The following is a 23,174-nucleotide window of genomic DNA, read 5'->3' as shown; positions in this document are numbered from 1 at the left end:
CATGATTTTTTTTGCCCCCGCGAAACTGAACCTGTATTTGCACATCACAGGGAAAAGACCGGACGGATACCATCTTCTGGATTCCCTTGTCGCCTTTACGGATATAGGGGACGAACTTTCCGTTGAGCCCGCAGATAATTTTTCCCTCCGGATAAAGGGCCCTTTTGCAAAACAGCTCGAAGACCGGGAGAGCCCGGAGAACAATCTGGTGACGCGAATGGCCAAACAGGCCGCCGCCCTTTTTCAAAAACCTTTGAACATTCAGGCAATCCTGACGAAGAATCTTCCCCTCGGCGCAGGTCTGGGAGGAGGGTCCACCGACGCCGCCGCCATGCTGCGCGCGCTCCTTCTGCACTGGAAGATAGAGCCGGACCCAAACACCCTGGACGAACTTTTGCTGGATCTGGGAACCGATCTGCCTGCCTGCTTTAAAAGCACGCCTTTGCGCATGCGCGGCATCGGGGAGAAAATACAAAGCGTGCCCCCCCTTCCGGCCCCGCTTTTTATTGTTCTTGCTTATCCCGCAAAACACAGCGACACCGCTTCCGTTTATCGAAACCTGTCCTCTTCTTTCATCCCGGAGATCAGGATGCCCAAAGCGTTTGGAACCGTTCAGGATTTTACCGGCTTTTTACAAAGCTGCGGAAACGATCTCACGCCGGGCGCCATCAAAGGAACGCCGGAAATATCGGAAGCCCTGGACGCGATGGAACGCCAGCCCGGCGCGCTTCTTACCCGCATGAGCGGCAGCGGATCGAGCTGCTTTTCGCTTTTCGAAAAAGAAGAAGCGGCCCAAAAAGCCGCTTCAAACATCGCCCGCGAAAACCCGTCATGGTGGGTAAAACAAGGCCGTATTGCCGCCCTTACTGTTTAGACGCGTTCTTATCAGCCGGCGGACCGGCCCGGCGGCCCGTTTGCGCCTTGTTGATCGCCTGCATCCGCTCTACCAGCCGCTCCACATCATCCATGCCGATCTGCAGAGATTTTGCGAGCCCTTCCAGCGCTTCTTTGGCATCAGAAGACCCGGCATCCGCTGCAATTTTATACCATAAAAGCGCTTCCTCCGGCTTGCTCTCCGCCAGAAGCCCGTTTTCATAGATCAGCCCCAGATTATAGGCCGCTTCCACAATCCCGCTATTCGCTGCCTTTTCAAAAAACGCGGCCGCAAGCTGCGGATTATAATCCGTTCCGATGCCTTCGATATACGCGATCCCGAGATTGTACTGGGCCTCCGGATGTCCGAGGCGGGCGGCCTCCCGGTACCAGTAAAGCGCCCGGTCAAGATCGCGGTCCACCCCGAGCCCCTGATGATAGAGAACACCGAGATTATACCGCGCATTGGCAATCCCGTTATCCGAAGCTTCCCGGAACCAGAAACGCGCTTTTTCAAAATCCTGTTTTACGCCGCCATGCCCGGCCGTATAAATGGCCGCCAGATCGTGCTGGGCTTCGCCGTTTCCGGCCAGAGCCTGCGTCTGGATTTCCTGCACCCTGTCTTCCAGCGCCGGGTCCGCTTTCACGCGATCTTTAAGAGGTATGTTGCCTTTTTCGGCTTTGATCTCTTTTTGAAGCGCCGGTTTTTGAGCAAAAGCGATTTTCTCAAAATCTTTCATCGGCGGGGACAGAGTGATGTTTTTTTCTTCCAGACCGAGCTCCGCGCCGACCGCCGGCGCGATTTCGTTCAGGCTGTCCGCCAGTTTTTCAGGGTCTTCGGACAAGGCGGCCAGAATTTCATCGTCATTATAATCAAGGACTTCCTGCGCGGCCGGTGTCTGCACGCTTCCTTCGGACAGCGTTTCCGGCTGGAGAGAAACCTCCGTTACAGGCTCCGGCAAAGAGCCGGCCTCAGGCTCAACGTCCCCCAAACGCGCCGTCAATTTTTGCTCTTCCAGATCATTGACGGACGAAAGGTCCGCAGGAGGCGGCAGCGAGTCCGCCGCCGCGTCGTCATCTTCTCCCTGCACAACGGCCTCCCAGCGCTGGTTGTCGAGGTTAAGCCGCGCAAGGCCGCCGCCTTCCAGAACGGCAATCTGCGGAATCTCCGGCTGCTGCACCTGATTAATCGCCCAGCCGAGCAGCAACGCCGCCATAATCATCGCGGCCATCCCGACCGACTGCATGTGAACGCTGCGGCGCCACCACGGAAGGGAACCGCCGTCTTCCGCCTCCAGAGGATCGCCCTGCCACGCCGGAAGACGGGGCAAGGCCCCCTGAACGGCCGCATTCTGGTCGGTCAGCAGGACAAGCGCCTTGGCCCGCAAGGTTTCCTGCGTTTCCATCGCGACTTCTTCCAGACGCTCAATTTTACGCAGCATGCGGGATTTTTCCTGCGAGACTTTATCAAGCTGGCGCGCCAGACGGGTTTGCTCCACGACAGATTCGTCCAGACGCTGGTTGATCGCCGTCTGGCTGTCTTCGTTGTCCCGAAGCTGTTTGCTGACCAGGGCCTGCCCGGCGGCGGCCTTGACCAGTTTTTCCTCCGCCTCTTTCATGTTCTTTTCGAAGCGGGCCTGACGCTGGGAAATCTCGCTTTCGAGTTTCTCCCTCATCTGAATTTTATGTTCCAGAGATAAAAAAGCCTTGCCGGAGCGCTCCGTCTTGTCTTCAAGCGCGGCCAGCGCCTTGCGGTATTCCCGGAGTTCCCCCAACAGCTCATAACGCTCGGCTTCGCTGCGTTTCAGTTTGTCGCTGATCTGCGCCAGCGTGCGGATAATCTGGATATTCTGGCCATCCCGCCTGTACCCGTCATCCTGCTCCGGAGAACGGACCACGTGAACCCTGTCTGGAGCGCGTTTAGATCTCATGACGCCTTGAACCCCTGTAATTAGTGTACATAATGAATGACTCGGACTATATAGATTTTGGAAAATAGAGCCAAGACAAATAATGGGATATATCCACAAAGCCTTTAGGGGGATCAGGCCTGTCCTTTTATCTGTCCTGCGCGCATCCTCCTGTGTTATAAGCGCATATGCTTGAAGACGACTTAAACCGTATCCAGGAAGTGCTGACCCATCAGGAAAAGCAGATTTTCGACCTGAACGACATGGTCACGCGCCAGTGGAAGGAAATCGACCGGCTGAAAGCGGAGCTTGAAAAGACCAGGGCCAAGCTGAACGTCCTTGAGGAAACGGCGGCGGAAGCGATGGGAGAAAAATTGTCCGTCAGCGAAGAAGCCGCGCGCAACAAACCCCCGCATTATTGAGAGCGGCAAAGTTCCATCTTCTCTTCCCTCTTCAGGCCCTTGATGACCCTCTCGCGCTTCGACGCCCTGCTGCGGTCGCCGCATTCCTCATAATACAAAAGCGTAAAAGGCCCGCGCCCTTTGGTATATTTGGCGCCCTTCCCGCTTTCGTGCGCTTCGAGCCGCGCGCTCAGATCATTGGTAATGCCGGTATAGAGGCTCCCGTCCCCGCATTCCAGAATATACACGCCCCAAGCCATCCCCTATCCTGCGTCTGTGCAATCGCCCGGACATATGATACAACCCGCTTTCTGAAAGGAAAAGAGATCATAAAGAATGCCGCCGCCGCTTTTATTATCCGTCAAAGACGCCTGCGTCCGCTACAGCGAGGTGCCGGTCTTCGAAAACCTGACCTTCAACATCCATGAAGGGAAGCGGATCGCGCTTGTCGGGAAGAACGGCGCGGGCAAATCGACGCTCATGAATATCATTACCGGCGCGCAGGATCTGGATGACGGCGAGCGCTGGGAAGAAATCGGCGTTACCACAGGATACCTGCATCAGGACATTCTCCCCGAAAAAGACGAAACGGTCTTTGACTATATCTTCAGCGAAATCAAAGAGAACGAAAAAGACCTCTACGCCTATAAGGTCGATATGGTCGCCGAAGCGCTGCACTTAGATACCCGGGCGCAGATGACCCGGCTCTCCGGCGGACAGCTCCGCCGCGCAGGGCTCGCCAGGGCGCTCGTGGAAGAGCCGGACATCCTGCTGCTGGACGAGCCGACGAACCATCTGGATCTGGAGGCTATTGAATGGCTGGAAGGATATTTGAACGCCTGGCGCGGCACGCTGCTGTGCGTCAGCCACGACCGCACCTTTTTGTCCAACATCACCAATCAGGTGTTCTGGCTGGACCGGGGACAATTACGGGTCAGCCCGCGGGGATTCAAATATTTCGACGAATGGTCAACAATGCTTTTGGAGCAAGATGAACGGGAACTGAAAAACCGGAAGGCAGCGGTCGCGCAGGAAGTCGAATGGGCCAACAAAGGGGTCAAAGCCCGCCGCAAGCGCAATATCCGGCGGCTGGAGCAGATGCGCGAAGCCCGCGACAAACTGAAAGCGGATGAATCCGCTTTCCGGCGTGCCACGGCCAAAGTCGAACTCAAACCCCTCAAGGATATTGAAGACAGCGCAAAAACCGTTGCCGAATTTTATAACGTCCATAAGCGTTTTGAAAACGATGGAAAAACCATCCCCATTCTGGATAAATTTTCATTGCGCATTTCCCGCGGGGACCGGATTGGAATCCTCGGCAAGAACGGCTCCGGCAAAACCACCTTTTTGAAACTTCTCATCGGGGAACTGGAGCCGGATCAGGGCCGCGTCAAAAGACGCAAAGAGCTGGAATTTTCCTATTTCGACCAGAAACGAAAAGACCTTGACCCCGATTCAACGCTCCAGAAAGTCCTCGTCCCTTCCGGCGGGGATTATATCGACGTCATGGGAAAGCAGCGCCATGTCTGCGGCTACCTGAAGGACTTTTTGTTCGACCCCGGACGCGTGCAGGACAAAGTCTGCCAGCTCTCCGGCGGGCAAAAAAACCGCCTGATGCTCGCCAAAATTCTGGCCAGTCCGAAAAGCTGCCTGATCCTTGACGAACCGACGAACGATCTGGACATGGACACGCTCGATATGCTCGAGGAAATTCTGTCCCAGTATAAAGGCACGCTCATTGTCGTGTCCCACGACCGGGATTTTCTGGATCAGACCGTGACAAAAATCCTGGCCTTTGAAGGCGATGGAAAAATTGAAAGCTGCATCGGCGGTTACAGCGACTATCTTGAAAAGAAAACCCGGAACGGCCTTCCCCGCGAAAACGGGGAGCTTACAAAACCCGATAAAAAGGCCCCTGCGCCTGTGCAAAAGACAAACGATTCTCCGCCGAAGAAACTGACCTACAAACTGGAGCGCGAACTGTCGCTGCTGCCTGAAAAAATTGAAGCCGCCGAAACGAAAATTGCCGAAATGTCACAGGCCCTGAGCGATGCGGATTTTTACCGGCGCGATCCGGACGGTTTTCACGAAGTCACCAAAAATCTGGCAGAGATGCAGGCGAAGCTGGAGCGCTATGAATCCCGCTGGCTGGAGCTGGAAGAAATGAAGGCGGAACTCGCCTGACCCCTTTACCAGAGCCAGGCCGCCCCGCGAACGCCGGAGGAATCTCCATGACGGGGCGGACGCAGGGATGTCTTGCAGCTATCCGAGAAAACATATCTGTCCCAGATCTTCGGAACGTCTTCATAAAGCCGTTCCACGTTGCTCATCCCGCCGCCCAAAACGATCACATCCGGATCCAGAATATTTATAATCTGCGCCAGCGCCCGCGCCAGACGGTCCGCGTACCGGTCCAGAGCCGCCACGCATTTCTTGTCTCCCTCCTGCGCCTTGGCGACGATATCGTGGGTGGATAAAACCTCCCCCGTTACCCGCGCATAATCGTTTTTGAACCCCGTGCCGGATATCCATCTTTCCAGACAGCCGCGCTTGCCGCAATAACAGGCCGGGCCCGGATATTCGTTCCATGAAGGATCGTCCGTTATATATTCGATAGGGTCCTTATGTTTGTATATCTGCGCCGTTTCCATGTTCCCGCCCAGCTCATGATCGAAATATTCGAGCCACGCCGCACTTTCCTTGCCGGAGAATTTCAGGGAAGGAAGAGGATTGTGCCCCCACTCCCCGCCGATGCCGTTGATACCGGAAACGGGCTTTCCGTCAATCGAAATCCCGCCGCCGCACCCTGTTCCTATAATCACGCCGAACACAATTTTGGCGCCCTTTCCTGCGCCGTCTATGGCCTCGGACACCGCAAAACAGTTCGCGTCATTCTGGATGCGGACTTCCCGCCCCAGCAGGCCGCTCAGATCTTTTTGCAGGGGTTTGTCGTTCATCCAGACGGAATTGGAATTTTTAATGCGGTTTGTATCCGTGGAAACGGTTCCCGGAATCCCCATGCCTACCGTTCCTTTCATGTCCAGACTGGCCTCGGCCTCTTCCACCAGAGACACAAAACTGTGCAGGGTCTGGTCGTAATCGTCCCGGCGCGTGGGAATACGCTTCCTGTAGAGCTCCTTCCCGTTCCGGGCGTCCAGACCGATAATCTCGGTCTTGGTTCCGCCAAAATCAATTCCCAGTCTAAGTCCCTGATCCGTCATAAAAAGCACCCATCCTTAAAAAGGCCTCATTTGGCGCAAATTCGCGTCCAAAACCTAGTTAAATTTTTTAATGACTTGAACATAGAGGATAGAGGATTCGAATTCCACCCTTGTTTTTAAGGGATAAACAGGCCGGGAATTCAACGTTTTCTCCCGGACACCTTTCCTTTTACACGGCGGGAGAGGGAACCAGAATTCCGGGTGCAGGCAAAAGAATCAGCGTTTCCTGCGCCGGCGAAGCCGCAGGCCTCGAAAGCTCTACCTTCAGAATTGCAGAAATCGCGCCCTGACACTCCTGCATCGTTTCCACGCAATGGCCGGCCTCGGGATGAGGAGAAGCCATATCCGTAAACTGTATGATCTGCGCTGAATTCCCGGTAAATGCAAGCCCGGCCTCTACACCCGTCGCTGAATCCTCTATAATGACGACCCTGTCCAAAGGAATGGAACCAAACTTGTCGCCCGCCAGTTGATGCGCGTATGCAAACGGATCGCTGCTGGGTTTTGGCTGTTTTCCGGCGGAGAGAATATCGGTCTTCGTAACAACGATCGGGAAAATATCCTCTCTGTCACAGGCGACACACCCGAAAGCCTCCGAAAGCCCGTTATAGACGGGACGGTCTTCGGAATTCGTAACCAAAACGGACATGATGCCCATGCGCTTCAAATCGTAGAGGGTTTCAACCATCTCTGCCCGGGGAGAAAAATCGGGTATCATGGCAAGATAGCCTTCGCGCGCACGCTCCTCGAAGTCTTTCGGGGTAATGTAATCCGCTAACTGATGAAATCCGTTACCGCAGATAATCCGGTGAATATGCGTCTCCGGCCTGCCGTTACACAGGTCCCACGGGATAATATAATCGACACCGGCCGCAGAAGAAAACTCGGACACAATACCTTCCAACACAGCCCTGTTTCTGAGCTCTGTTCCCGGTATAAAGGTCCCGTCGTTATCCACCAACAACAGCCCCTGCACCATAGACACACCCTCACATTTATTACTATTTTATTTTTAGTATGTGAATTTTTTATAATTGTAAAACAAATAAGTTAATTGTTATGTATAATTGTGAACTTCTTTCATTCCCTTCCCGGACTGCCGGAATTTCACAAGCGCCTCCGCGTCCCTGATCGCGGGAAAAATATGATACGGCGTCGTCCCCGGACGCTCGTTGCCGTTTGCCGACAGGTCGCGATTCAAACTTTCCGTCCATCTTCCGCCGGCATCGATATAGTTTTTCCGCAACAGGCCGATCATGCCGGACAGCGTTTCTTCCGCCCGTTCCCGGTAACCATCGACACCGGACATGACGGACGCGGCCCTCAATGTTTCCAGTACGGGCCAGATTCTTTTACCGGTGTCTTCGGGCTGTCCGTCGCGGCGCTGCGCGTTAAAAATCCCGCCATATTTTTTGTCCGTGCCGCGCTCAAAAACAAAATCGAAAAGGGATTTCATCGTGCGCAAATGACGCTCTTCCCTTTCCCCTGTTACGTCCTGATATTTTTTCAAGAGCCAGATCCACTCGGCATGATGGCCCGCCTCGACCAGATGTCCTTTCTCCCCGGACGGGGATAAATCCGCCTCGAAGAACTCGCCGATCGTCTGCGTCGCCGGATCCAGAAACCTGCCGTAGAACAGATCCACCATTTCATCCGCCACGGCTTTGTATCTTTCGTCCCCTGAGACCTCGAACATATACAGGCACCCTTCGAGCAAATGCATATGGGGGTTTTGCCGCCTCGGTCCGGAAAGAACCTCCAGCGTATTCCCCTCCAGCCCTTCCGCAAACCCCGCATGATCCGCATACCGGAAATGCCGCGTTATGAATTCGAGGGTCCTTGCCGCGTCCTCCAAAGCCCGGCCGTCGCGCGTCGCCTTATAGTAACAGGCAGCGGCCAGCAGGAAGAAAGCATGCCCGTATAAATCATACCGGCCATCGCACAGGCTTCCATCCGCGTTGAGACTGAAACGAAAGCCGCCTGTTTTATCCCCGCGGTAACGGGAAACAAGATGCGCATATCCTTCCGTTATTTTTTCCAGATAGTCCCCGCGCCCGCTATCCGTATAAGCCTGCGCGTACACGATGATTTGCCGGCACTGGGTCAGCAGCCGCCTGGGCACATCCAAAGGCCGCCCGTCCGCACCAAGCCGTTCATAAAACCCGCCTTGCGGGGCGGAAAAATCCTTAAACCACGCCGGGACCCAGACATGAAGCGCCTCGTCATACAAAGCCTCCAGGGCCGCATAACCGGCGTTTTTTTCTGTGAAACCGTTCATATTTCCAGTGAATCCCGAAGCCGTTCCGAAGTCAAGAATGGAAAAGCGGCGCAAAATCGCCTGACAACCACAGGCAAGCTTGTTATTGTACCGCCATTCCTATTGAAACGATTGATCCAAAACGGAGGCGACATGCGATGTTTTTACTCTCCCATATGCTGAAAAAATTTATCCGGAAAGGCAGCCTGCAGATTATAGATGCCGACCAGAAAACATATATTTTTGGAAATGGGACCGCTCCCTTTGTCGTCCTGCGCTTTCACGATAAAAAACTGCCGCTGAAACTCTTTTTGAACCCGGAATTGCGGGCCGGCGAAGCCTATATGGACGGCAGCATGACCTTTGAAACAGGCGGCGTTTACGACCTTCTGACCCTGTTCGGCCTGAACCGCACGGCGCTGGGGTCCTATCCCCTTCAATCCCTCCTGCGTAAAATCTGGAAAGCCTTGCGCGGATTGCAGCAATACAACCCCGTCAAAAAATCGAAACAAAATGTGGCGCATCATTACGATCTGTCAAAACGGCTTTACGAACTTTTCCTTGATAAGGATCTCCAATATTCCTGCGCCTATTTTAAAAGCCCGCAAGACACGCTGGAACAGGCGCAGGAAAACAAAAAAGAACATATCGCCGCAAAGCTGCACCTGAAGAAAGGGCAGAAAGTTCTGGATATCGGCTGCGGATGGGGCGGGCTGGCCCTCTATCTGGCCCGACACGCCGATGTCGAAGTGCTGGGCGTGACGCTCTCGACCGAACAGCTCGACGTGGCGCGCGCCCGCGCAAAAGATATGAAGCTGGATCACCGGGTGCGTTTCGAACTCATGGATTACCGCGATGTGAGCGGCTCTTTCGACCGCATCGTTTCGGTGGGCATGTTCGAACATGTCGGCGCGGGGCATTACGATGAATTTTTCGCCAAGGTCAAAGAGCTTCTCACCGATGACGGCATCGCCCTCCTCCATTCCATCGGGCATATGTCCCCCCCGGGCACCACCAGCCCGTGGATCAGGAAATATATTTTCCCCGGCGGTTATTCGCCCGCCCTGTCCGAAACTTTCGCGGCGACGGAACGGAACTATCTCTGGGTCAGCGATGTCGAAATCTTACGCCTCCATTACGCCGAAACGCTGAAAGCATGGCGGGAACGTTTTGAAAAAAACAGGGCCGAAATCGCCTCCCTTTATGACGAGCGCTTTTGCCGCATGTGGGAATTTTACCTCATCAGCGCCGAAATGGTTTTCCGGCAAGGCTCTTCCATGGTGTTCCAGATGCAGCTGGCCAAAGACCGCGCCGCCGCGCCTCTGGTGCGCGTGTACGAAAACGACATCGAGCCGCTCGCCTTGTCGGCCTGAAAGGTATAATTTTTACATAAGTTATTAAAATTAAAAGATAAATTTAAGGCCTCCTTAAACCCTTTCCTATAGAATGGACAAGAATGGGTAGGTGTGTTTGCGTTTTTTGCATCGTCAACAAAAACAAAGGGTAAAAGCTTAACGTTTTGATTTTAAACAAGAAAAAAACATTGCGGCGTTCTTTGGAAAAAAGATTGATGCTGGATGCCTCCATCACGGCGATCGGCGGCAATGTTTTGTGGCTGGATGCCGCGGATCAGACCACCATTATCGACAATGACGGCGACAGCGTTTCTTCCGGCAATTTCGACGGTCAGGTGGCCCAGTGGAATGACAAATCCGGCAACGGGAACAACCTCTCCCATGCAACAGGATCAAACCAGCCGACCTATGTGGCAGGCGGGAAAAACGGCAACGATATCCTCAGCTTCGATGGAAATGACGCGCTGTATATCACAGACGCTGCGCAAACCGGACTGGATCTGACCGGAAACGGCATGACGCTGATCGCCGTGACCAACCCGACGACGACAGGCGGCGCCCGCATCCTCATAAACAAGGAAAGCTCCTATGAAGTCGCGTTTCAAGGCGGAAAATACCAGGCCGCCGTTTCAACAACCGCGCCGGGCGGATGGGCATGGGGCGGCACGTCCGCCATTACGACGGCCTGGCATATCACAGGATTCACCCATGCCGATACGGCCTGGCAATTTCATCAGGAAAGAGCGCTCTCCGAACAAATGGTCCCCGCCAACAACCAGACCGGAAATATCATACCTTCGAACCAGATTTTCACTGTCGGCGGAAGGGGAGGAGCCATCCCGACAGGCTCGTATTTTCAGGGAGACATGGCTGAAATTATTCTGTTCGACCGCGCTTTAACCGATAGCGAGCGTCTTGATATCGAAATTTACCTTTCCAACAAATGGGGAATTGCGCTCAACAACGCAGCGCCCACCGTTACAAAAGCCGCCGGAGATCTGGCTCAGGGCGCAAGCATAACAATCAATAACGGCATGCTTTCCTCGACCGATTCCGACGACCCGGATGCCGACCTGATCTACACCCTTTCGTCTTTGCCCACGAACGGCACATTGAAACTCAGCGGCATCGCCTTAAACACAAACGACACGTTCACGCAGCAGGATATTCTTGATAACAAACTCACTTTTACCCATGACGGAAGCGCGGCCGCCGGGACGTTCGACTTTACCGTGACCGACAGAATGGACACGACCGCCGTTACAAGCTTTTCCCTCGGGTTTACGCTTTCGGAAACCGCCAACAACCCGATCAGCCTCAATGAAGGCGGGTCTGTGACCCTCGGAACGGCAGACCTTGAATTCGGGCCGCCGCCTGACGCATGGTACGACGCTAACTGGCTCTACCGCCAAAGAATTACGATCGACAAGACCAATATTGGGTCGGACCTGACCGACTTTACCGTCCTTCTGACAGAAGCCAATATGAATGCGGGATTCTGGACGGATGTCAAAGCCGACGGCTCCGACATTGTCCTGACCGCCGCGGACGGCACGACAAAACTGTCCCGCGAACTGGTCCATATCGACACGGTTCTCAAGACGATGGAACTGCATGTCAAACTGCCAACCGTCGATGCGGGATCCGATACGAATTTCTATCTTTATTTCGGCAATGCCGCCGCCGCGGAAACAAACGATCCTGCCACATGGAGCGCGGATTATGCCGGCGTCTGGCATTTGGACGAAGCCGCCGGGAATGCCATCGACGCCACAGGAAACGGCTATAGCGGCACGATGCAAAACGGCGTTATCCAGGGCGTTGCCGGGGCCATCGGCAAAGGAGTCGATCTGGACGGAAGCAATGATTACATCAATGCCGCGATCAACAAAGGCACCTCCACCACCTTTAGCCTCTGGGCCACATGGGACGGCGGCGCAAACGACATGCTGTTTCTGGCCGGAAATTACGGCGCGGGGCCGGATCTTTTCTTCGTGCCCGGCGTTAACAAAATCAGCTGGAATACGTGGAACAGCTCTGCCAATGCGTTCGGCGCCATTCCCGCAAGCGCAAGCGACGGAAATTTTCACCACTACGTCGTGGTGATGGAACCGTCCGGCGGAAAATTATATTATGACGGCGCGCTTCTGGGCACAGCCGTATATGCCGATCCTTCCGGCACGACCTTTTTTAGAATAGGAGGGGGGGACCCCAACTACACATGGGGCGGAATGATAGACGAGGTCCATGTCGCCACAACGGCCCGCAGCGCCGACTGGGCCGCGGCAGAGTACGCCAATCAGAAAACGCCTTCGTCCTTTTACAGCGTAAGCGCCATTCAAACGGGCGCAACCCCCCTGACCTATACATTGACGGACGCGGTCGATAACGGCGTCTTGAAACTGGGCGGCGTTACCCTGAACGTCTCCGACAGCTTTACACAGGATGATATTGATAGCGGACTGATAACCTACGTGCATAACGACAGCAACACGACGTCCGATTTTTTCAGCTTTACCGTCTCGGACGGGCTGGGGAATATTACAAATATCCGCGACTTCACCTTTGACATCACCCTCGTGGATGATGAGGGGGGCGGGCACATCCCGGCAGAAAATCCAGAAAATGAAAATAATAAAAACAGGGTCTCCGGTGATACGGCAGCAAATGAACATCCTAAAACACCCTCGCAGCAACTGATCCGCTCCACGTTTTCCGGCGAGGGGCTGTCCGCCTTTTACGGCGGCGCGTTAAACGAAATCGTGCGGGAGGGCGCCACCGCGCAAATCCGCCAAACGCTGGAAGAAATGGACGGAGAAAGCGGCGCCGAACTTCCCGACGGCACGCCGCATATTCTCAGCGCTTTAGAAAAAGAATTCTTCCCCGCGCAGGATCATCCCCTCCGGCAGTTCCTTCAAGACGCCGCCCCTGAAGAAAACGGGGATATGCCGGAAGAAGAAGGCACGCCCCTTTCCGGACAAACGGACGGCGCCCTCCTGCTGGAACAAGGCAGGTTCGACCGGAATGTCCTGAGCTTTTTGGAATCTATCGGAGGGCAGGCATGAAACCGCGGCTTCCCGGAAAAACGCTCGCCCGTGTCCTTGAAAAAAGGCTGATGCTCGACGCGGCCCTGATTGCCGAGATCGGCAACGCCCTGGTATGGCTGGATGGAACGGACCAGAGTACCGTTTTAGACGCGGAAGGCGATGATGCCGCTTCCGGCGCCGCCTTTAGCGGCAAGGTTGCCACATGGCAGGACAAGTCGGGCAACGGGAATCATGCCCTCCAGAGCGACAACTCCAAACGCCCGACCTATCTGGCCAACGGGCTTAACGGGATGGCCTCCATAGATTTCGACACCGCCAATGACGTTTTGCAATTCGGCGTGGCCGGTATCAATGTCGGCAGCGACTACACCGTTTTTGCCGTTTTTGATGCGCCCCTGCCCGGTACAGGCACGTGGCGCACCCTTTTCAGGGGCGTTCCCAACGATCATCACATTATTGTCCAAAGCGATGGAAAGCTGGGGATGTATGACAACAGCAGCGGCGGATTCCGCGACAGCGGTTTCGACATGGACACACTGGCTGCAGGAGGCCATCTCATGTCTTCCCTCATGTCCGGCGGACAAACCCTCTTTGATATAGACAGCCAAACCATCGGCACCTCTGACAGCCAGGGTGATTCGAACATCACCTACTTTGGAAACTATCAGGGCGGGAACCAGCGCTTTGGCGAAGTTGGCGAGCTTCTTATTTTCAACCGTAGCCTCACAGTCGAAGAACGCCACGATATTGAAAATTATCTGGCCGACAAATGGGGCATTGCGACCGCAAACCTTGCGCCTTCCATCGTCAATAAAAGCGCCAGCGCCAACACAGGGGCAACCGTTACCTTCACAGGCGCCGATCTTACCTCGACAGATGCCGACAACACGGATGCCCGTCTGATCTATACCGTTTCGACTCTCACGGCAAACGGAACTCTAAAATTGAACGGCGTAAATTTGAATATCGGAGACACGTTTACGCAAAGCGATGTGAACAGCAACCTGCTGACCTACACACACAATGGCGGCGGCACGACCACGGACAGTTTTGACTTCACGGTGAATGACCGGGCCGCAACCTCTGCCGTTAATACGTTCAGTATCAGCATCGACAACACTTATGTAGATACCCCGCCGGTGCTTTCCACCAATACAGGTATTGCGGCAATGATCGGCACAAGCTCAACCATTACAACCGCGATGCTGGAAACGACAGATGCCGATACGGCGGACTTCAATCTCGTTTACTCTTTGATCTCCGATGTCACAAACGGCAACTTAAAATTGAATGGCGTGCTTCTGAACACAGGAGATAGTTTTACACAAGATGACATCGCCAATAATTTGCTGACCTATACACATAATGGTTCCCCTATACTTGCAGACAGTTTCGATTTTACAGTCAGCGACGGCGTGACAACACTTCCGGTTAATACGGCGAATATCACCGTAACCGATGCGATTACGTCTCTGGCCCATGTCGGCGGAAAAGCGACAGGGGATTATACAGTCGTTGCAGGGGGCGAAACTTTCATCGGACATATCGACAATGACGGAACCTCTTCATGGCTTTTGATCGGGCGCGGGCGTGAAGGATGGGAATTCGATTCAGACGGGCAGGGCGCCACGGCGGATATTGTGACGGGCCTTGGCACAACAGCCGGATTTACACCTGCCGCCTATAACACGACCATCATCAGCGATCTCATCAACTATGCCGGACTGGATCTTTCCAATGTGGAAATCCGCATAAAACGCGCTGCCGACACTCTCGGCACCAGCTACCAGGAAGTGCGCTGGAACGCCCTTTCCCAGACAACGTGGACATGGCAGTTCGATACCGCCGATCTTGACATTCAGCACGATGTCCGGGCATCCGTTCTCGGCGGGGCCTTCCTGGACACGACCGGGAAAACACGCGATGCCATGAGCACGCCGGGCAGCGATTCAGGCAATAATTATCAACGCATATTCACCTGGGGATGGGGCAGCCACGCCAGCAAAAAAGGATTCGCGTATGGCAGCACTGTAAGCGGCGTGAACGGAAATGATCCCAACACTTTTCTCTGGGAAAATACAACCGAAAACCATGCCATTCCCTACGCGGAAGTTTATATCCGTTTTAAGGGCGACCACCCTTCCGTAACCAGACTGAATACGGGGACCGTGCTTTTAAAAGGCACATCCGCGATACTCGAAAACACAATGCTGGATACGGACGATATCGATACGGCAGACACATCCATTCTCTACCGCATCACGGATATGGCCGATAACGGCACACTTTATAAAAACGGCGTGGCCCTGGTCTTGAACGACACCTTTACGCAGGATGACATTAACAATCATCTGATTACTTACGAACATGACGGGTCAGCCACCGCAGCAGACAGTTTTGACTTTACGGTAACAGACGGCTCAACAACCCTGAGCACGAACAGTTTCAGTTTTTCCATTACAAAGCCGCCGGCAAGCGAAACATCTTCTACCGGGGCCTTGCCGGACGCCCCGCAGGACCCCGCTGCCAAAACGGGGCAAAGAGAACATGCTTCCACATCGACACAAAAAGAAACGCGCCCTGATGCGCCCTCGCAGCAACTGGTCCGCGCGGCCTTTTCCGGCGAGGGGCTGTCCGCCTTTTACGGCGGCGCGTTAAACGAAATCGTGCGGGAGGGCGCCACCGCGCAAATCCGCCAAACGCTGGAAGAAATGGACGGAGAAAGCGGCGGCGAACTTCCCAACGGCACGCCGCATATTCTCAGCGCTTTAGAAAAAGAATTCTTCCCCGCGCAGGACCATCCCCTCCGGCAGTTCCTTCAAGACGCCGCCCCTGAAGAAAACGGGGATATGCCGGAAGAAGAAGGCACGCCCCTTTCCGGACAAACGGACGGCGCCCTCCTGCTGGAACAAGGCAGGTTCGACCGGAATGTCCTGAGCTTTTTGGAATCTATCGGAGGGCAGGCATGAAACCGCGGCTTCCCGGAAAAACGCTCGCCCGTGTCCTTGAAAAAAGGCTGATGCTCGACGCGGCTGCGGTCAATGCCATTGCCGGCGCCATCAATTATTTTGACGCACAGGACATAGATGGGGACGGAAACACAGGCAACCAGCCTGCAAACGGCACAGCCGTTTCGAACTGGGACGACATTAGCCCGAATGATTTTGACTCCGACCAGACCACCGGGGGAAACCAACCCCTTTTTGACACGAGCGCCCTGAACGGCCGCGGCGGCATCAGGTTTGACGGCATCAACGATATCTCGATTATTGCCAACGACGCCCAGATCAACACGGGATCTTATACGGAAAAATCTTTTGCTTTTGTTTTTGAAACGGGCGCGGACGTAAACGGCGTACAGATTATTTATGAACAGGGCGGCAGCTCCAACGGCTACCAGCTCTCGATTGTGAATGGGCATCTTTACGCTTATACATGGGCCGAAAGTTACTGGGCCGGCGGCGATCGATATAAATCCATTGATCTGGGCGCCGTCAGCGCCAATACGAGCTATCGCGCCGTGATGATTCACGATGCCACCGACCCAAACATCAACAACAAAACATGGTCTGCCGGCCTGAACGGCGGCGCCCTGCAAACCCTGACCCGCGTAGACACCATGGGCGCGCATAGCGGAAACAACGCGCTGGGCGGCGTGGGGGACAGCTCCCAACATCCGGTGACGGATGCCGACCTCGCCACCGGGTCTTATTTTAAGGGCGCGATCGGGGAATTTCGCGCATGGAATCATGTCTTAACAGCCGGGGAACAGGCGGATATTGAAACCTACCTTTATCAAAAATGGTTTGGCACACTGGCCCTGACCACCAATAACGGTACGACCCTCAACGAAGGCGCAAGCATCGTGATTACGACGGGAGAACTGGACGCCACGGATACGGACACCCCTGATTCAAACCTGATTTACACCATCACCTCCGCCACAGGAAACGGGACCCTGTTCAATGGAACAACCGCACTGGGTCTAACAGGCAGCTTCACACAACAGGATATTATCGACGGCAGGATTTCCTATACCCATGATGACAGCGAAACAGATACCGACAGTTTTTCTTTCAGCCTGACGGACGGCGGTGAAATTGTCACCGGCAGTTTCAACATGACCATAAACGCTGTTTTCGATCCCGCCGCTAACATCAACACCGGCGCAAGCCTTGATGAAGGCGGAAGCACCGTCATACAAAACACGCAACTTTCCTATGACGGCACAGGCGGAGATACAACAACTTGGTATGATACGAACTGGCTTTACCGCCAGAAACTCACCATAGACAGCACACAAATCGATTCCGATCTTACCGATTTTTCCGTCTTGTTTACCGAGGCCGGTCTGAACGGAAGCTTCTGGAGCAACGTTCAGACCAACGGAGCGGACATCGTGATAACGGCGGCAGACGGCACGACAAAACTGGACCGGGAACTGGTCTCTCTTGATACCGTCGGCAAGACGATGCAGCTCTATGCCCGCACAAACCTGTCTTCGACCATCGATACGGATGTCTATATTTATTTCGGGAACGCCGCAGCAGCGGAAACCAATCAGGCCACTACATGGCGCAATGAATTTACGGGCGTCTGGCATTTTGACAGCGACTTCGATGTCTCGGTCGCAGACAGTTCCCAGAGCGCCAATACCGGGTTTACGCGCGCCGGCTTTAATTCCGGCAATCAAATAGCCGGCGTTACGGGCCAGGCGGGGCAATTCAACAACAGTGAGTATCTCGCCCTGAATTACGCCTATAGCGGCAACAACACCCTCCCTCAGGTGTCCGTCAGCGCATGGATCAACACAACGGAAAGCGGTGGAAACTGGAATGACAACTGGGCACTTATTGACTTTGACCGCAGTGAGTTCTTTGACGTCTTTATCAATACAGATGGCACCGTTGGATTTTCCACGGCCGGAAACGGCCTGTCGGTCCATGATTTCTACTCTGCCGCAACAGTCAATGACGGCACGTGGCATCATATTGCAGCCGTTTATGACGGAACAGATAAAATCCTTTACGTGGACGGCGTAGAATCCGCCCGCAGCACCAACACACATGGCGGGCTGGCGCTTGGAAAAAACACACGCTACGGCTTTATCGGAGACGGGTCTGAAGCCAGCACCTTCGATACCGCACGCAACAGTCTTTACTATGACGGGGCGTTCGATGACATGCGTCTTTATGAAGGCACAATGAGCAATGCCTGGGTTGCGGCCGAATACCGGAACGCAAACGACCCTTCTGCCTTTTATGCCGGCGGCAACATCCAGATGCAGGACAGCCAGCTTGTCTATACTGTCGACGTCCTTCCGGATAACGGGGTTATTGCACTGAACGGGATCGCCCTGAATGTAAACGATACGTTTTTGCAAGACGACATCGACAACGGCCGCATCACATATATCCATGATGACAGCGAAACAACTTCGGACTCTTTTGAGTTTACGGTCGGGGAAAGCGCGGGACTTGGCGCAACAGGGCAGATCTTTCTTTTTAATATCCGGCCCGTCAGTGAATTTTCAACGCCCGACGACCCGTCTGACGCACATGCAGAACATGAAACGCCTCACAAAAACGGGCCGAAAGAGATGAGAACGAGCCCACAACTGATCCGCTCCACGTTTTCCGGCGAGGGGCAATCCGCCTTTTACGGCGGCGCGTTAAACGAAATCGTGCGGGAGGGCGCCACCGCGCAAATCCGCCAAACGCTGGAAGAAATGGACGGAGAAAGCGGCGGCGAACTTCCCAACGGCACGCCGCATATTCTCAGCGCTTTAGAAAAAGAATTCTTCCCCGCGCAGGACCATCCCCTCCGGCAGTTCCTTCAAGACGCCGCCCCTGAAGAAAACGGGGATATGCCGGAAGAAGAAGGCACGCCCCTTTCCGGACAAACGGACGGCGCCCTCCTGCTGGAACAAGGCAGGTTCGACCGGAATGTCCTGAATTTTCTCCGTGATATTACATAACGTTAATTTCCCTCGTTCTTTTTGACATTATTATTATGTCAGGTACACTATTCTCAGGGTTTTTCGCCCTTTCTTTATGAGTCTTCTAAAACAACAACTTAAGCCAATGGGACAAAGGAATTTTTCCAGAATAATTTGCGTTCTCATCGTCGTAACGTGTCTCTCCGCTTGCAGTGCCGCATCGGGGCCGTTGACGCTGTCCGAACAGTTAGAAACGCTGGAAGAAGATTTGCGCGCCCTTTTTGAGACGAAAGAGGTTGAAAAGCCCATCACGCTCTATCAGGCGATGGCCCGCGCCCTGAAATATAATATGGACCACAGGCTGGCGGTGGCCGAAGAATCCGTTGCCAATGGGAATGTGGCGCTCGCGCGTCTGGGCATGTTGCCCTCTCTGGAAATGAAAGGCCAATATATCGGGCGAAACAATCAAAGCGCGTCCTCCAGCCAATCCTATGTCACAGGCACGCAGTCTCTGGAATCTTCCATATCGACGGAAAAACACCGGCGAACGGGCTCTCTTGAAGCAAGCTGGGACATTCTGGATACGGGGCTGGCTTTTGTGGAATCCCGTCAGGAAACGGACCGCGCCCGCATTGCCGCCGAACGGCGGCGCAAGGTCATCCACAATATCGTGCAGGATGTCCGCTATGCCTATTGGCAGGCCGCCGGGGCGCAGGAAATGCTCGCCAAAATCGACAGCCTGACAAACAAGGGAAACGCCATCATCGAAAATATCCGTAAAGCCGAAGATGCAGGCGTCAAATCGCCGGAGGAATCGCTGAAAACCCAGTCGCGCCTTTTGGGCACAATGGATGAATTGATGACCATGCGCTCCCAGCTTTCCTTTGCCCGCATTGAACTGGCCAGCCTCATGAATGTGCCGCCCGCCGCGGCCTTTACACTGGCGACGGATGCAAAGGATCTTCCCTTTAAAAAAACGGCGATACCCGGTCTGGACGTACCTGTCCGCGATCTTGAAAAACTGGCGCTGGTTATCCGTCCGGAAATCCGGGAAGAATCTTTCCAGAAACGGATTGCAGCCAACGATATCAGTCTGGCCGTTCTTGAAACTTTTCCGGGCATGGATATCCTCCTGTCCCAGAACTACGACGACAATAAATTTCTGGCGCACGACAAATGGGCCAGCTTTTCCCTTGGGTTCACGCAGAGCCTCATCCGCCTGTTTACGCTTCCGGCCCGCCTTGAACAGGCCAGAACAAAGCAAAAACTGGCAGACCTGAAACGTCAGGCTTTGGCCGTTGCCATTATCGCGCAGGTTCACGTCGCCGACGCCCGCTTCGGCCTGTCCAGAGACCGCCTTAAGCTCCTCAGGCGCATCCATGCCGTAAACGAAAAGATGGCAACCGTCGCCCGGTCCCAAAAAGTTGCGGAAACCCTGACAGAGGGGGAACTTCTCGAAGTCGAAATGGGGCTTCTTCTCTCGCGCATTCGCACCTATCTGGCCTTTGCCGAAATGCAAAACGCTTACGGGCAGGTGATAAATTCCCTTGGGCTGGACCTCCTTCCGGAAGAGGCCCTTGAAAAAGAGACGGACGAACTGGCCGGTTTATTGCAGGGCAGCCTCTCGCGACTGGATAAAAATTCTTTGACGGATATCATCTCCCACATCAAAGAAAAAAGAAAAGACAGAGGCATGGACGTTATGGAAGCCGCAACAGAAACGGAAGTAAAAAACGCCGTCCAAAAAAACGGCGTCGAAAATCCGGCGCCAGAAGCCGCCCGGACGGCTTCTATCCCCCTCCCGCCCAGAAAACCGGACATGGCGCATCTTGCCCGGACACAGCCAAAACGGAAACAACGCGATACGTCTTTCATGAGCTTTAAAGGCCTGTATCAGGAAGCCTCCCTGCAATGATTTTTTTCAAAAAAACGCCGACTCTTTTTATCGGGACCCTGTGCGCCCTTTTGGCTGCTGCGCCCGCGCACGCGCAAAATGAAAGATCCATCCAGACGGTTTTGGTATCCGAGCAGGAAGCCACCATCGCCAGCCCGATAAACGGGCGCATCACCATGCTTTCCCTGCATGACGGGGATACGTTCCAGAAAGACGACGTTCTGGCCGCCTTTGATTGCGCCATCGAAAAAGCCCAGCTTGAAAAAACGCAGGCGCAGCTCGAAACGGCCAATGCCCGCCTGAAAGCCCAGGAAAAGCTGCAGGAACTCAAGGCCGGATCAAAAATCGACTTTCTCATTGCCCGCGCGGAGGCAAGGCGCGCCGGTGCGGAAGTCAACGAATATAAATCCCGCCTGGCCCTTTGCACGATCAAGGCCCCGTTTGCAGGACGCATCACGGGCCGCAACGCCAACCCGTTTGAATCCATTGCCGCCGGCACGCCGCTTTTAAAAATCGCCTCCCTTGAAAACCTTCAGGCGCAGCTTCTTGTCCCCTCGAGCTGGCTGGCGGATATCAAAATCGGCAGCAGCCTGCAAATCAAAATCCATGAAAATAAAAAATCCTATCCCGCGCATATCATCCGCATCGGCGGCGCCGTCGATGCCGTCAGCCAGTCCATTCTGATGGTCGCGCAGCTTGACGAAGCGCAGGAAGAACTCCTGCCGGGCATGAGCGGCACCGCCCTGTTCGAACAGGCCAAAACGAACGGGCAACCCGCGTCCTCTCCCGTCACGGATTATGAGCCGGCCGTCCCCGTCCCTACGCTTGAGATCATCCCGGACCATATCCTCCTGCCGGAGAGCGAATAATGGCCGGAGAAACCGCAGACAGCCTTCCGGTGCATGATGAGCGGCTGGTGGCGCTGACAACCCTTTTGCTTCTGGAACAGGAGGCAAGGCACAAGAAAGACGTTTCCTCCCTCGCCTTCCTGATGGTCAATGAAACGCACCGCCTCTTTCCCTACCGTCAATGTTCGTTCTGGGAGACGGATGCGCCGGGACACGTAAAAATCAAGACCGTCTCCGGTTTATCCGTCATTGATCCGGATGCCCCTTATCTCGTCTGGCTGGAAAGACTCATCGAAAAAGAACTTAAACAGGAAAAAGGCCGGGCGGACGACAACATGGCCGCGCTGAAGACGTACACGCCGCAGGATTTCAACGAAGAAACCCAAAAGGATTTAAAAGAATGGGGCGTGCGGCATGCCGCCCTTTTATCCATGAGCACCACAAGGGCCGGCTACAAATGCGGGCTGTGGCTGGACCGGGACACGCCGTTTCAGGAAAGGGAGCAGCACCTCCTGTCTCAAATAGCCGATTCCTACGCCCACGCGCTGGACCGCCTCCTGCGGCAACATGACAATTGGAAACGCCAGTTGCTCTCATATCTTTCCTTAAGCCGCGTTCACAAAATCTTCGCTCTTCTGGTTCTGGCCGTTCTGCTTTTTCCCGTCCGGCTTTCCGTCGTTGCGCCAGCGGAAATCATCGCCCGCGACCCTTTTATCGTAAGCTCCCCCGTTCAGGGTGTCATCGCAGATGTGAATGTCCAGCCCAATGACACGGTGAAGGAGGGCGACCCGCTTATCCGTATGGAAGACACCGTTTTAAGGAATCAGGTTACGCTCGCCGCCAAAGCGATGGAGATTGCGCAAACCGCCTACACAAAAGCCTCGCGCGAAGCCTTTTCCGACCCGAAAATCAAAGCCCAGCTTGCCATGCTTCAGGCGGAGATCGAGTCCAAAAAGCTGGAGCATGATTACGCGCTGGAGCTTTTATCCCTTTTAACCGTTCCCGCGCCGCGCAGCGGCATCATTGTATTCACCGATTCAAATTCCCTGCGCGGGCTGCCTGTCCAGCCGGGCGAACGTATCATGTCTCTGGTCGATCCGAAGGACACCGAAGTTTTAATCCGGATTCCGGCAGAATCCGTTATTCTTCTTGAACCGGATATTCCGGCGAAGCTCTTCTTAAACATTTCCCCCCTGCGCCGCCTGGAGGCGGAAATCAAAACGGTCAGCTACGAAGCAACGCCCGATCCCGACGGCCTTCTCACCTATAAAGTGCGGGCGGTGTTTCCGGAAGGCGTCCCGCGCCCCTCTATCGGGCTGAAAGGCACCGCACGGCTTTATGGCGGCTATACCCTCTTCGGTTACCAGATGCTCCGCCGGCCGCTGGCAACGCTTCGCCGCACGACAGGGCTTTAGTGAAAAAGGAGATTC

At 54.5% G+C, this 23,174-nt stretch carries 15 protein-coding genes; 10 read left to right on the top strand and 5 right to left on the bottom strand.

Annotation, left to right across the window (positions count from 1 at the left end; genetic code table 11):
* Position 1 precedes the first annotated feature (1 nt).
* Positions 2-874, top strand: a complete 873-nt coding sequence (locus H6853_04055; GenBank protein ID USO04451.1) for a 4-(cytidine 5'-diphospho)-2-C-methyl-D-erythritol kinase — start codon at positions 2-4, stop codon at positions 872-874.
* Here H6853_04055 and H6853_04050 read toward each other — a convergent pair.
* Positions 864-2,804 (bottom strand): SEL1-like repeat protein, encoded by a 1,941-nt coding sequence (locus tag H6853_04050; protein USO04450.1) that lies wholly within the window; start codon positions 2,802-2,804, stop codon positions 864-866. The two genes, H6853_04055 and H6853_04050, sit on opposite strands and share 11 nt — an antisense overlap.
* A gap of 167 nt (positions 2,805-2,971) precedes the next feature.
* Between H6853_04050 and H6853_04045 the strand changes: the two genes are divergently transcribed.
* Positions 2,972-3,205: a SlyX family protein gene (locus H6853_04045; protein ID USO04449.1), complete on the top strand. Its 234-nt coding sequence runs from the start codon at positions 2,972-2,974 to the stop codon at positions 3,203-3,205.
* Here the strand turns inward: H6853_04045 and H6853_04040 are convergent.
* Complete coding sequence (locus H6853_04040) at positions 3,199-3,444, bottom strand: GIY-YIG nuclease family protein (protein ID USO04448.1); 246 nt, start codon at positions 3,442-3,444, stop codon at positions 3,199-3,201. The two genes, H6853_04045 and H6853_04040, sit on opposite strands and share 7 nt — an antisense overlap.
* A 76-nt stretch (positions 3,445-3,520) precedes the next feature.
* Between H6853_04040 and H6853_04035 the strand changes: the two genes are divergently transcribed.
* The gene (locus H6853_04035) at positions 3,521-5,368 is read left to right on the top strand and encodes an ATP-binding cassette domain-containing protein (GenBank protein ID USO04447.1); all 1,848 of its coding nucleotides are present in this window, start codon (positions 3,521-3,523) and stop codon (positions 5,366-5,368) included.
* A gap of 5 nt (positions 5,369-5,373) precedes the next feature.
* On the opposite strand, the gene H6853_04030 is transcribed toward H6853_04035, so the two are convergent.
* From H6853_04030 to H6853_04020, 3 genes are all read right to left on the bottom strand, one after another.
* Positions 5,374-6,405: an ROK family protein gene (locus H6853_04030; GenBank protein ID USO04446.1), complete on the bottom strand. Its 1,032-nt coding sequence runs from the start codon at positions 6,403-6,405 to the stop codon at positions 5,374-5,376.
* Between the two features lie 169 nt (positions 6,406-6,574).
* Complete coding sequence (locus H6853_04025) at positions 6,575-7,384, bottom strand: hypothetical protein (GenBank protein USO04445.1); 810 nt, start codon at positions 7,382-7,384, stop codon at positions 6,575-6,577.
* Between the two features lie 78 nt (positions 7,385-7,462).
* Entirely contained in the window at positions 7,463-8,683 is a 1,221-nt protein-coding gene (locus H6853_04020) for an AGE family epimerase/isomerase (GenBank protein ID USO04444.1), read from the bottom strand.
* A gap of 137 nt (positions 8,684-8,820) precedes the next feature.
* Between H6853_04020 and H6853_04015 the strand changes: the two genes are divergently transcribed.
* The 7 genes from H6853_04015 (at position 8,821) to H6853_03985 (ending at position 23,159) form a co-directional block, all read left to right on the top strand.
* Positions 8,821-10,035, top strand: a complete 1,215-nt coding sequence (locus H6853_04015; GenBank protein USO04443.1) for a class I SAM-dependent methyltransferase — start codon at positions 8,821-8,823, stop codon at positions 10,033-10,035.
* A 182-nt stretch (positions 10,036-10,217) separates the two neighbouring features.
* Positions 10,218-13,082 (top strand): hypothetical protein, encoded by a 2,865-nt coding sequence (locus H6853_04010; GenBank protein USO04442.1) that lies wholly within the window; start codon positions 10,218-10,220, stop codon positions 13,080-13,082.
* The gene (locus H6853_04005) at positions 13,079-16,033 is read left to right on the top strand and encodes a hypothetical protein (GenBank protein ID USO04441.1); all 2,955 of its coding nucleotides are present in this window, start codon (positions 13,079-13,081) and stop codon (positions 16,031-16,033) included. The genes H6853_04010 and H6853_04005 overlap by 4 nt, the downstream gene beginning before the upstream one ends.
* Complete coding sequence (locus H6853_04000) at positions 16,030-19,041, top strand: hypothetical protein (GenBank protein USO04440.1); 3,012 nt, start codon at positions 16,030-16,032, stop codon at positions 19,039-19,041. Before H6853_04005 ends, H6853_04000 begins: the two co-directional genes overlap by 4 nt.
* Positions 19,042-19,231: 190 nt before the next feature.
* Positions 19,232-20,917 (top strand): TolC family protein, encoded by a 1,686-nt coding sequence (locus H6853_03995; protein ID USO04439.1) that lies wholly within the window; start codon positions 19,232-19,234, stop codon positions 20,915-20,917.
* Positions 20,914-21,765, top strand: a complete 852-nt coding sequence (locus tag H6853_03990; protein ID USO04438.1) for an efflux RND transporter periplasmic adaptor subunit — start codon at positions 20,914-20,916, stop codon at positions 21,763-21,765. The genes H6853_03995 and H6853_03990 overlap by 4 nt, the downstream gene beginning before the upstream one ends.
* Complete coding sequence (locus H6853_03985) at positions 21,765-23,159, top strand: HlyD family efflux transporter periplasmic adaptor subunit (protein ID USO04437.1); 1,395 nt, start codon at positions 21,765-21,767, stop codon at positions 23,157-23,159. Before H6853_03990 ends, H6853_03985 begins: the two co-directional genes overlap by 1 nt.
* The last annotated feature ends 15 nt before the right edge of the window (positions 23,160-23,174 follow it).

This window comes from Rhodospirillales bacterium (genome assembly GCA_023898765.1).
Lineage (GTDB): Bacteria > Pseudomonadota > Alphaproteobacteria > Micavibrionales > Micavibrionaceae.
This window is presented reverse-complemented; position numbering and strand designations above follow the sequence as displayed.

Bases quoted from the DNA above. Each gene is read 5' to 3' on its own strand.
- H6853_04005 (USO04441.1), top strand. From the start codon at position 13,079: ATGAAACCGCGGCTTCCCGGAAAAACGCTCGCCCGTGTCCTTGAAAAA.
- H6853_03990 (USO04438.1), top strand. From the start codon at position 20,914: ATGATTTTTTTCAAAAAAACGCCGACTCTTTTTATCGGGACCCTGTGC.
- H6853_04035 (USO04447.1), top strand. From the start codon at position 3,521: ATGCCGCCGCCGCTTTTATTATCCGTCAAAGACGCCTGCGTCCGCTAC.
- H6853_04055 (USO04451.1), top strand. From the start codon at position 2: ATGATTTTTTTTGCCCCCGCGAAACTGAACCTGTATTTGCACATCACA.
- H6853_04040 (USO04448.1), bottom strand. From the start codon at position 3,444: ATGGCTTGGGGCGTGTATATTCTGGAATGCGGGGACGGGAGCCTCTAT.
- H6853_04050 (USO04450.1), bottom strand. From the start codon at position 2,804: ATGAGATCTAAACGCGCTCCAGACAGGGTTCACGTGGTCCGTTCTCCG.
- H6853_04025 (USO04445.1), bottom strand. From the start codon at position 7,384: ATGGTGCAGGGGCTGTTGTTGGTGGATAACGACGGGACCTTTATACCG.
- H6853_04045 (USO04449.1), top strand. From the start codon at position 2,972: ATGCTTGAAGACGACTTAAACCGTATCCAGGAAGTGCTGACCCATCAG.
- H6853_04020 (USO04444.1), bottom strand. From the start codon at position 8,683: ATGAACGGTTTCACAGAAAAAAACGCCGGTTATGCGGCCCTGGAGGCT.
- H6853_03985 (USO04437.1), top strand. From the start codon at position 21,765: ATGGCCGGAGAAACCGCAGACAGCCTTCCGGTGCATGATGAGCGGCTG.
- H6853_04000 (USO04440.1), top strand. From the start codon at position 16,030: ATGAAACCGCGGCTTCCCGGAAAAACGCTCGCCCGTGTCCTTGAAAAA.
- H6853_04030 (USO04446.1), bottom strand. From the start codon at position 6,405: ATGACGGATCAGGGACTTAGACTGGGAATTGATTTTGGCGGAACCAAG.
- H6853_04015 (USO04443.1), top strand. From the start codon at position 8,821: ATGTTTTTACTCTCCCATATGCTGAAAAAATTTATCCGGAAAGGCAGC.